The organism is Bacillus sp. RC242, assembly GCF_044908245.1.
GTDB lineage: Bacteria > Bacillota > Bacilli > Bacillales > Bacillaceae_G > Bacillus_A > Bacillus_A mycoides.
Window position 1 is genome coordinate 165,952 of sequence record NZ_JBIYCZ010000013.1, and the last position, 9,889, is coordinate 175,840.

9 protein-coding genes and 2 other RNA genes are annotated in these 9,889 nt (G+C 35.5%); 9 read left to right on the forward strand and 2 right to left on the reverse strand.

Going from position 1 to position 9,889, the window contains the following annotated elements; translation table 11 throughout:
• Positions 1-11 precede the first annotated feature (11 nt).
• Together ABH957_RS22280 and pbuX are read left to right on the forward strand one after the other, a co-directional pair.
• Complete coding sequence (locus tag ABH957_RS22280) at positions 12-605, forward strand: xanthine phosphoribosyltransferase (protein WP_002086571.1); 594 nt, start codon at positions 12-14, stop codon at positions 603-605.
• Positions 606-607: 2 nt separating this feature from the next.
• Positions 608-1,930, forward strand: a complete 1,323-nt coding sequence (pbuX, locus tag ABH957_RS22285) for a xanthine permease PbuX (RefSeq protein ID WP_404447378.1) — start codon at positions 608-610, stop codon at positions 1,928-1,930.
• Positions 1,931-1,944: 14 nt separating this feature from the next.
• On the opposite strand, the gene ABH957_RS22290 is transcribed toward pbuX, so the two are convergent.
• Entirely contained in the window at positions 1,945-3,108 is a 1,164-nt protein-coding gene (locus tag ABH957_RS22290) for a DUF418 domain-containing protein (RefSeq protein ID WP_404491134.1), read from the reverse strand.
• Positions 3,109-3,344: 236 nt separating this feature from the next.
• Here ABH957_RS22290 and ABH957_RS22295 point away from each other — a divergent pair, with 236 nt between their 5' ends.
• Together ABH957_RS22295 and ABH957_RS22300 are read left to right on the forward strand one after the other, a co-directional pair.
• Positions 3,345-3,467: a hypothetical protein gene (locus ABH957_RS22295; RefSeq protein WP_273541939.1), complete on the forward strand. Its 123-nt coding sequence runs from the start codon at positions 3,345-3,347 to the stop codon at positions 3,465-3,467.
• Between the two features lie 218 nt (positions 3,468-3,685).
• Complete coding sequence (locus tag ABH957_RS22300) at positions 3,686-7,345, forward strand: dynamin family protein (protein ID WP_404512228.1); 3,660 nt, start codon at positions 3,686-3,688, stop codon at positions 7,343-7,345.
• A gap of 3 nt (positions 7,346-7,348) precedes the next feature.
• Here the strand turns inward: ABH957_RS22300 and ABH957_RS22305 are convergent, their stop codons facing one another.
• A complete protein-coding gene (locus ABH957_RS22305) occupies positions 7,349-7,603 on the reverse strand; it encodes a DUF3931 domain-containing protein (protein WP_404512230.1) in 255 nt (84 codons plus the stop codon).
• Between the two features lie 71 nt (positions 7,604-7,674).
• Between ABH957_RS22305 and ABH957_RS22310 the strand changes: the two genes are divergently transcribed.
• The 5 genes from ABH957_RS22310 (at position 7,675) to ssrS (ABH957_RS22330) (ending at position 9,776) form a co-directional block, all read left to right on the forward strand.
• The gene (locus tag ABH957_RS22310; RefSeq protein WP_404447368.1) at positions 7,675-8,142 is read left to right on the forward strand and encodes a GNAT family N-acetyltransferase; all 468 of its coding nucleotides are present in this window, start codon (positions 7,675-7,677) and stop codon (positions 8,140-8,142) included.
• Positions 8,143-8,163: 21 nt separating this feature from the next.
• Positions 8,164-8,436, forward strand: a complete 273-nt coding sequence (locus ABH957_RS22315) for a YpbS family protein (RefSeq protein ID WP_113937077.1) — start codon at positions 8,164-8,166, stop codon at positions 8,434-8,436.
• Between the two features lie 2 nt (positions 8,437-8,438).
• Positions 8,439-9,272 carry a sulfurtransferase gene (locus ABH957_RS22320; RefSeq protein WP_242309099.1) on the forward strand — a complete coding sequence of 278 codons (834 nt, stop codon included), beginning with the start codon at positions 8,439-8,441 and terminating at the stop codon, positions 9,270-9,272.
• Between the two features lie 116 nt (positions 9,273-9,388).
• Positions 9,389-9,571, forward strand: a non-coding RNA gene (gene ssrS, locus ABH957_RS22325) — 6S RNA.
• Positions 9,572-9,592: 21 nt separating this feature from the next.
• A non-coding RNA gene (gene ssrS, locus ABH957_RS22330) (6S RNA) lies at positions 9,593-9,776 on the forward strand.
• Positions 9,777-9,889: the final 113 nt, after the last annotated feature.

The window sequence follows — 9,889 nt, forward strand, 5'->3', positions numbered from 1 at the left end:
GAGGAACTAACATGAAAGTATTACAAGAAAAGATTTTGAACGAAGGAAAGGTTTTATCTGGTGATGTATTAAAGGTAGATGCATTTTTAAATCATCAAATTGATCCAGTACTTATGCAAGAAATCGGAAAAGAATTTGCTAAGCGTTTTAAAGAAGAGAACATTACAAAAATCGTGACGATTGAATCTTCAGGCATTGCGCCAGCGGTTATGGCTGCTTTAGAGCTTGGTGTAAAAGTAGTTTTTGCAAGAAAGCGTAAATCGTTAACGTTACAAGATAATATGTATGTTGCAAACGTATATTCATTTACAAAACAAGAAACGAACGAGATTTCATTATCTCGAAATCATATTGATGAAAATGATCATGTATTAATTATTGATGACTTTTTAGCAAATGGTCAGGCTGCTTTAGGTTTAATGAGTTTAGTAGAGCAAGCCGGGGCAAGTATTGCGGGAATTGGCATTGTTATTGAAAAAGCATTTCAAGATGGAGGAAAGAAGCTGCGTGAACAGGGTGTTCGTGTTGAATCACTAGCAGAAATTGCATCACTTGATAACGGCACAGTTACATTTGTACAGCAAGAAACTGCGGAGGTGAACTAACGATGAAGCAGCACCCATTTAAAATCGCATCGCTTGGTATTCAGCACATGCTTGCCATGTACGCTGGCGCAATTATTGTTCCTCTTATTGTCGGCGGGGGACTTGGTTTAAATCAACAAGAATTAACGTATTTAGTATCGATTGACTTATTAATGTGCGGCGTAGCAACGATTTTACAAGCATTATCAAATCGCTTTTTCGGTATTGGGCTTCCGGTTGTACTTGGTTGTACATTTACAGCGGTTGGACCGATGATTGCAATTGGTAAACAATACGGCGTGTCCTCTATATATGGAGCAATTATTGCTGCGGGATTATTTGTTGTTATTTTCGCGAAATTATTTGGGAGGCTTGTAAAACTGTTTCCTCCTGTTGTAACAGGATCTGTCGTTACAGTTATTGGGGTTACACTTGTTCCAGCAGCTATTAATGATATGGCTGGAGGAGTTGGAAGTAAAGATTTCGGAAGTCTAGAAAATTTAGCGTTAGCATTTGGTGTTTTATTATTTATCATTATTATGTATCGTTTCTTTGATGGATTTATCCGTTCAATCTCTATATTACTTGGTCTTTTGTTCGGTACAATCGTCGCAGCATTTATGGGGAAAGTAAGCTTGCAAGCGGTTGGAGAGGCAGATTGGTTCCACGGTATTCAGCCGTTTTACTTCGGTACACCAACATTTGAATTAACGCCAATTATTACGATGATTCTCGTTGCTTGCGTAGGAATTGTGGAAGCAACAGGGGTATATTTTGCATTATCTGATATTTGTAATAAGAAGATCGGTGAAAAAGAATTAACAAAAGGTTATCGCGCAGAAGGATTGGCAATGGTTCTAGGTGGTATTTTTAACGCATTTCCATACACAACATATTCTCAAAACGTAGGACTTGTTCAATTAACTGGAGTAAGAAATCGCGTCATTATCTATACTTGTGGTGGTATGTTAATTGCTCTTGGGTTTATTCCTAAAATCGCAGCCATTACAACAATTATTCCGAAATCAGTACTTGGCGGTGCAATGCTAGCAATGTTCGGCATGGTTATGGCATATGGTATTAAAATGTTAAGCAGTGTTGATTTTGGAAAACAAGAAAATTTATTAATTGTCGCATGTTCTGTCGGAATCGGACTTGGAGTTACAGTTGTTCCAACGTTATTTTCACAGCTTCCGGAAAACATCCGTATTTTAACAGATAACGGAATTGTACTTGGAAGTGCGTCAGCAGTACTTTTAAATATCGTATTTAATATGGTGCCGCATCGCAAAGTAAAAGTAAAAGAAGAACCAGTCTCTATGCAAAGTGCAGTAAGAGAAGCGTAAAAAGCAAGGTCTCATTATGAGACCTTGCTTTTCTTTTTAAGTGGCATCATCTTACCGTACGTACCAAGGCGCCAAATGTATTCAAGTGGCCCATATTGGTAACGTGAAAGCCACCAGCGGCTAATAAAGATTTGTAACGTATAAAAGCCGATGCAAAATAGTGGTCCCACCCATAATGGAGCGGGATAATACTTTTTGAAAAATAGGCCGAATACAAGTAACGTAATAATCGTATGCGTGATGTAATTTGTTAACGCCATTCGTCCGACATATTGGAATGGGCGTAATAATGTTTGCCATCTTTCTTTTTGTAATAAACGCATGAGTGTGAAAATGTAGAAGATGAATAATGTTTTTCCGCTAAACATTGTAAAGGCACTCATGTAAATCGGATCATAAGGTTGTTTTGACAAGAAATAACGAACCATAAAGAACCACATTGGTAATGTTAAAACGAACATAATGATTTGCCATTTTTTAAGCTTTGGATCTAATTCTTTTGAGCGGCGGAAAATATCTTTTTTGCCAGCATATAAACCAAGCAAAAATAATCCAACTGTTTCTGGAAGCATGAATGCACTTAGCCCAATTGCTTCAGAATAAAACGCATGGAAACGATTTTGTATTTGTAACATCCAGTCCTCTAATGGCATGATTGGTAAGGAGAGTCCTAGCTCATCTCTTGGCATTAAGGCAATTCCAATGCTAGTAATTAGCATTAAAAATTGAAAAATGCTTAGTAAAACTAATGCCCAAATCAAAATAGTACGAGGTTCTCTCTTATAAAATAACAATAAGAAAAATCCAGCGATTGCATAACTATGTAAAATGTCCCCGTCCCATAAAAGAACGTAATGCAAGAACCCAAATAATAATAAAATGAGCAAGCGGCGAACAAATAAAGTTTTCGGATGATCTGTTTTCGCCTCAGCACGACTCATAAAGATATAAAAACCTAATCCGAATAAAAATGAAAAAATAGTATAAAATTTTGTTTGAATAAACATGTCATAAAACAAGCGAATATAGCTGTCTAATCCATCATAAACGCCGGAAATGTCTCGAGAATCAATCCCAGCGATAACAGGCCAGTTAACAAGAAAAATACCTAGTACAGCTATTCCTCTAATAATATCGATGGAATGTATCCTCTCGCCTTGTGAAATATTTTGTGTCATTATTTTCCTCCTTGTTAAGTAATTCCCTTTTATTATACAAAATGTAAAGAGGAGGGTATATAGGTAATTTCCAATTTTTAAAACTGCTAAGATGTGTATTATGAGATATAATAAGAGTGCACAGCAAGTTTTAAACTTCTTTAAAACAGGCAGTAAAGCTCCTTTTCCCGAAGGAGCTTTCTTTTTTTATAAATTTGTTGATAATGATTCTCTTTAATGATAAAATGTATTCAAAAGTGATAATCATTATCAAAAAAGGTTGGTGTGTTAATATGGTATATGCACTTGTTGCAGGAACGATTGCTATATATGTTGGTGTTACAAAGTATGTATTAAATGGAGTAGGAACAACAAAATGAATAATATTACATAAAATCCCTTTCATTTGTAAAAAGAATGAAAGGGATTTTTTATTTTTGATGTGAATATGCTGAAAATTTAGTATGATAATAAAGTGAAACTTTAATCAGCGGGGAGGTCTATCCCTCACTGATTACTATCCCGTACGAAACGGGTTTTTACTGCCCACAAATAGCGGGATAAAGTATATACATCTTGGATAAAGGGGAACAAGGGGATGACGAACATAGTACAGACAAACGGTATGAAAAAACTTGTTTGTTTTTATGAAGAGTGGCAAAAAAACGGTGATGTAGAGAATAGTTTGAAGTTGTTTGAAGTGATTCAAAAATATAAACAAGAGCAGCTTATGCTAGCTTTTTGTGGTCATTTTTCTGCGGGGAAATCGACAATGATGAATCACCTATATAAAGCGCAATTATTACCGACAAGTCCGATTCCAACGAGTGCTAACGTTGTTAAAATTGAAAGAGGATCTGATCGTGTTGTTGTAACGATTAAGTCTGGAGAACAGTATGAATATGACGGCGCATATTCAGCAGAAGAATTAAAACAAATATGTAAAGACGGTGATGAAGTAATTGGTGTTCATATTTATCGAAATGATGCGCCAATTCCTGATGGGGTTATGTTAGTTGATACGCCGGGAATTGATTCTACAGATGATGCTCACCAATTAGCAACAGAATCAACACTCCATCTTGCAGATGTTATTTTCTATATGATGGATTATAACCATGTCCAATCAGAGGTTAACTTACAATTTGTTAAAGAATTGAAAGAACGTAATAAAACGGTTTATCTCGTTGTAAACCAAATAGATAAACATAAAGCAAATGAGTTATCGTTTGAAGAGTATAGAGATAGTGTAAAACAGTCGTTTTCTAACTGGGATATTGAAGTAGATGGTATTTTTTATACATCATTGCGAATGATGAATCATCCATACAATGAAATTCAAAGTTTAGAAGCATTAATCTTTTCTATCATGAAAGAAAAAGAGCAGTATGTAAGAAAGGGAATGGAGCGAGAAACAGAATATTTACTGCAAGAACATTGTTCGTTTATTCTTTCTGAAAATGAAAAACATCTCATGAAATATGAAGAAGAATTAACATCACCACTGTCACTTTCAGAGATAGTTGAAAAAAAGGAAGAGTTAACTGAAAATAAAAATCGGGTGGCTAGTAAAGAATCTGATGTGAGAAATGAATTTATAAAAGGTTTACAAGCCATATTAGATAACGCGTATTTAATGCCATTTGAAATGAGAGAATTGGCAAATAAATATTTAGAAACGAAATTAACGAAGTTTAAAGTTGGCTTGTTATTTGCGAAAGGAAAGACGGAGCAAGAAAAACAGAGACGTGTAGATGCTTTTTATTCTGCTCTTCAAAAGACTGTTGAAACGCAACTTGATTTTCATGTGAAAGAATTTATTGTAGCCTTCTTAAAAGAAGAAGGGTTATTTACAGAGGAAATAGGGAAAGACATATATGCGTTAGAAATTGCTTTCGGACCGGAAGTGTTGGCTGAAACAATTAAACAGGGGGCTGGATTTACCGGTGATTACTTACTTCTTTATACTGCTGACGTTGCAAATGAGTTAAAGAAAAGATACTTTATGAAATCTCAGCAAATCTTTGGAAAAAGTACGGGTATATTGCAGAAGAAAGTGAAGATAGAAGTTGCACGTATTGAAGAAGAAATTGAAAAATACACGATGTTACAAACAGCAAAAGAAACAAAATTACAGTACATTAAGACGTATGAGGAATATGAGAGCTATTTAGGAGATATTTGGAATGAAAATATTTCTATACCAGATGGATTGCAAATAGACGAAATATTACAAAGTAAAAAACAAGTTGTTAGTGAGAAGTTTACACTACAAGAGCAAGAAATTGTAAATGATAACGTAGCGGCTAGTGAAGAAGAGATTAAAGGAACGAAAGCTTTAAATATTCAGCGTATATTAGAAAAAGTGAAGAAAGCTGAAACGATATTAGATCCATTGCCTACACTGAAACATCTACAGCAAGAGGTAGTTGGCAAAAGACAGCGTGTAGAAACGAAGCAATTTACAGTAGCGTTATTTGGAGCTTTTAGTGCTGGGAAATCATCATTTGCTAACGCATTGCTCGGTGAAAAGGTACTTCCTGTATCGCCAAACCCAACGACAGCAACAATAAATCAAATTTTGCCAGTTACAGAAGATAAACAACATGGAACGGTAATTGTCCAGTTTAAATCAGAGCAAGCGCTGTTAGAAGATATGAAAGCTGTTTATAAAATGTTTAACTATGAAATTGCTACATTGGAAGAAGCGTTAACGAAAATTGATCAAATTATGAAATACCCTTCACCAAGTGGGAAGCAAAAAACAACATTTAGCTTTTTGCGAGCGGTACAAAAAGGATATGAGGCAGTTGCTAATCATTTAGGGGAACAATTACAAGTTACGTTAGAGGAGTTCTCTGATTATGTAGCTAATGAAGAAAAATCATGCTTTGTTGAGTATATGGAGCTTTATTATGATTGTGCTTTAACAAGGCAAGGAGTAGCTCTTGTAGATACACCAGGGGCGGATTCTATTAACGCGCGCCATACGGATGTTGCATTCCAGTATATTAAAAACGCAGATGCTATTTTATTCGTAACATACTATAATCATGTTTTCTCTCGTGCAGATCGTGAATTTTTAATTCAGCTCGGTCGTGTAAAGGATACATTTGCACTTGATAAAATGTTCTTCTTAATAAATGCTGCCGATTTAGCACAATCTGAAGAAGAACTTGAAATGGTAAAAGGTTATATTGCTGATCAGCTCCTGCAATACGGTATTAGAAATCCACGTTTATTTGCAATTTCAAGTTTATGTGCGCTTGAAGAAAAGCAAGGGAAAAGTATTGATAAAGAAAAGTATGGTATTTTACAAAACTCCGGGATTACTAAGTTTGAAGAATCATTTACGTCCTTTATGATGAGGGATTTAATGCTTGTATCTGTGCATGCTTTATATGGTGCATTGCAAGGAGCGAATCAGCTTCTTGTAAATATGATAAATGGCGCAAAGCAGGGAAATGATGAGAAAGAGAAGCAAACAAAAAAATATGAAGCAGAGCGTAATCAGCTACTTCATATTATTTCATCATATAGTGTACTTGCTGAAGAGCAAGCAATGCAAAATGAAGTGAAAGAATTGCTTTATTATGTACACCAACGTCTATTTTTACGCTATAACGATGTGTTTACTGAATTTATTAATCCGGCGTCGTTACGAACAGATGGGAATGTGAAAATGCAGTTGCAGCAATGTGTAATGGAATTAGTTTCATTTATTCAACATGATTTATTACAAGAAATGCGTGCGACATCATTACGTCTTGAAAAATGGATAGATGAAGCGATGAAGCGTGCAAAGGATGAAATTGTTGTGAATTGCAAAGTGGAAAATGAATCGATTTCTATGGGTGGAACAGTGGATTATGAATATAAAATTATTACACATAAAGAGCCGTTTCCTTCAATAGAAATAAAAGATTTTAAAAAGGCACTAGCACATTTTAAAAATGAGAAAAGCTTTTTTGAAAAAAATGATAAAGCTTTTATGCAAGAAGACGCTAAAGGAGTGTTAGAACCTTTCGTATCAAACTATGTAGTTGATGAAGAAGATTTATTCGTTCATCATTATAAGCAAGAGTGGGATGCAAAATGGAACCTATTCCAAAAAGTGATGCAGCAAGATGTTGAGAATTATTATGAAAGTATATTATTCGCTTTAGCTGAAACAATTGATGTATCACTATACGAACAAAGTAAAGAAGAGCTACAAAAGCAGTTAGTAGAAATTGAAAAAGAAATTTATATTAAATAGCTGTTATGAAAAAAAGATTCGTTCAATTTTCTTTTGTAGTACAGTATCTAAAGATTTTACAAACCCTGCAAACTCATCAGTAGAAATCATATGGGTAAGAACTAAGCGTCTGCCGTCTGGTGTTTCACCGCATAAGACGAATGAAGAAAACTCATACGTTTTGTTTTCTACTACTAATTTTGGATAGGAATATGTGTCGCTCTTCTTTTTCTTTCCATCAATAGAGATGACGTTGCGTTTTTTCTCATTGTTGTCCATGGTGAATCCCTCCTTTCTATTATCTATGGTAGACAAGGGGGGTTTAGAACAATAGAGGAGGGGGAATTTTTATGTCTGTTGTCATAGAGCGTATTTCGAAAGAAGCTATACCGAAATCTTTATTACTTCTTGCTGATCCAAGTGAAAGCCAAATTGATGCATATACACAAAGAGGCTTAACATATGTAGCTAAGCAAGAGGAGAGTGTTATCGGTGTATATGTTCTTTTGGAAACAAGGCCGAAGACGATGGAAATTATGAACGTTGCGGTTGTAGAGCATTTGCAAGGAAAAGGGATTGGAAAGAAGCTATTAAGTCATGCCATAGAAACTGCTAAAGGATATGGTATGTCAAAACTTGAAGTTGGTACAGGCAATTCTAGTGTTTCACAACTTGCTTTATATCAAAAATGTGGATTTCGTATTTTTTCTATTGATTTTGATTACTTTTCAAAGCATTATGAAGAAGAGATTATTGAAAATGGGATTGTATGTCGTGATATGATTCGGCTTGCAATGGAATTGAATAAGAACGTATAACTTATTTAGGGGGAAGAGAAGATGGAAGTACATAAAGCAATTACAGCACATTCTCGTAAACAAAATGAAAGTGTAAAAGCATGTTTACAATTAGATGCGCAGCGTGAAGCAGCTATTGAAGCAGCCGTATCTCTTGCGTCAAATGGGAAAGAATTTTCGGTTGATGTCATTAATGTTGTAACAAAGCAAATTAATGAGCTTGCAAAAAATGGTGTTGCACTGCAGCGTAAACTTGTTACAAAAGATATGGTTATGGAGTATGTAGGTCGTTTGCAAGAGAAAGAAGGTCGTTAAAGATGGTTGTTACAGTCGAATGGTTACGTGAGCATATAGAAGATGAGAATGTCCGTATAATCGATTGTCGATTTGATTTAGCGAATCCTAATTGGGGTAGAGAGAAGTATGAGGAAGAACATATTCCTCATGCGTTATATTTTGATTTAAATTTAGATTTATCAAGTCCTGTAGCAGAACATGGTGGCCGCCATCCGTTGCCAAATATTGAGGAGTTTGCAGACAAGCTTTCACAGGCCGGGATTGATGAACATACGACAGTGATTGCGTATGACAGTCAAGCTGGTGCAATGGCTTCTCGTTTATGGTGGTTATTAAACTATGTAGGACATGAGAAAGTGTATATATTAGACGGTGGATTTCCAGCTTGGAAAGAGAATGGATTACACACAACGCCGAATATCCCAGTTATTGCACGAAAACCTTTTATACCGGAAATACAAGAAAATATGCTTGTAACGATGGAAGATGTGAGAGGGAAAATTCGTGCAGGTGCAAATATGACATTAATTGATTCTAGGGAACCAAAACGTTATGCTGGTGCGGAAGAGCTCGTTGATTCGAAGGCAGGGCATATTCCGACGGCAGTAAACTATTTTTGGAAAGATGGGATTTTAGAATCGGGACACTTTAAAAACGAAGAGGAACAGCAAGGGCGTTTCCAAAATCTTGATAAAGAGAAGGAAACAATCGTATATTGTGGTTCTGGTGTTACAGCGTGTCCGAACATAGTTGCATTAACATTAGCTGGTTTTCAAAATGTTAAGTTGTATACAGGTAGCTGGAGTGATTGGATTTCTTATCCAGAAAATCAAATTGCAAAAGAAGAAGATTAATCACTTGCATGCAAAAATAATTTGTATTAAAATAAGGTCACAAGCAAGAGATTGCTTCAAAAATATTATATTTTACACATTGGAAACAATGTGATAATATAACGACAAGTAAATAATACATCCTGCGGTGTGCGTAACTTATTTATGTCTAAAACCGATGTTAGTTTTACGGAAGCTCAATATTTAGTGACCATTATCAAGCCTTCCTTGTGGAGGAAGATATACGGTAACTGTGAGGGCATCCACCTGCGAGTAGCGGGTTTTTGGACATTTACGAGAGACGGCACTTGCGGGGGTCTTATTTCAACTAATAGTATATAAAATTCCTACGGTGTACGTAGCTTGTGTATGTCTTAAACCAATAAGTATAATATGGAAGTTCAATATTTAAATGTAGATAGCAGGCCATCTTTTTAAGAAGGAAGTTACAAACATTTGTGAGAACATCCACCTGTGAGAGCAGGTTTATGGACATCTATAGATAACGGCATATGTGGGACTATATAAAAAACCTTACGTTTTTGAAGTGAACCCCGAAAACGGGACACATATCAAAACACCTAAACCATCTGTTCCCTAAATTCTTTAGGGGATAGGTGGTTTAATTTTTCTTGAAT

Bases quoted from the DNA above. Each gene is read 5' to 3' on its own strand.
- ABH957_RS22280 (WP_002086571.1), top strand. From the start codon at position 12: ATGAAAGTATTACAAGAAAAGATTTTGAACGAAGGAAAGGTTTTATCT.
- ABH957_RS22320 (WP_242309099.1), top strand. From the start codon at position 8,439: ATGGTTGTTACAGTCGAATGGTTACGTGAGCATATAGAAGATGAGAAT.
- pbuX (WP_404447378.1), top strand. From the start codon at position 608: ATGAAGCAGCACCCATTTAAAATCGCATCGCTTGGTATTCAGCACATG.
- ABH957_RS22315 (WP_113937077.1), top strand. From the start codon at position 8,164: ATGGAAGTACATAAAGCAATTACAGCACATTCTCGTAAACAAAATGAA.
- ABH957_RS22310 (WP_404447368.1), top strand. From the start codon at position 7,675: ATGTCTGTTGTCATAGAGCGTATTTCGAAAGAAGCTATACCGAAATCT.
- ABH957_RS22300 (WP_404512228.1), top strand. From the start codon at position 3,686: ATGACGAACATAGTACAGACAAACGGTATGAAAAAACTTGTTTGTTTT.
- ABH957_RS22305 (WP_404512230.1), bottom strand. From the start codon at position 7,603: ATGGACAACAATGAGAAAAAACGCAACGTCATCTCTATTGATGGAAAG.
- ABH957_RS22290 (WP_404491134.1), bottom strand. From the start codon at position 3,108: ATGACACAAAATATTTCACAAGGCGAGAGGATACATTCCATCGATATT.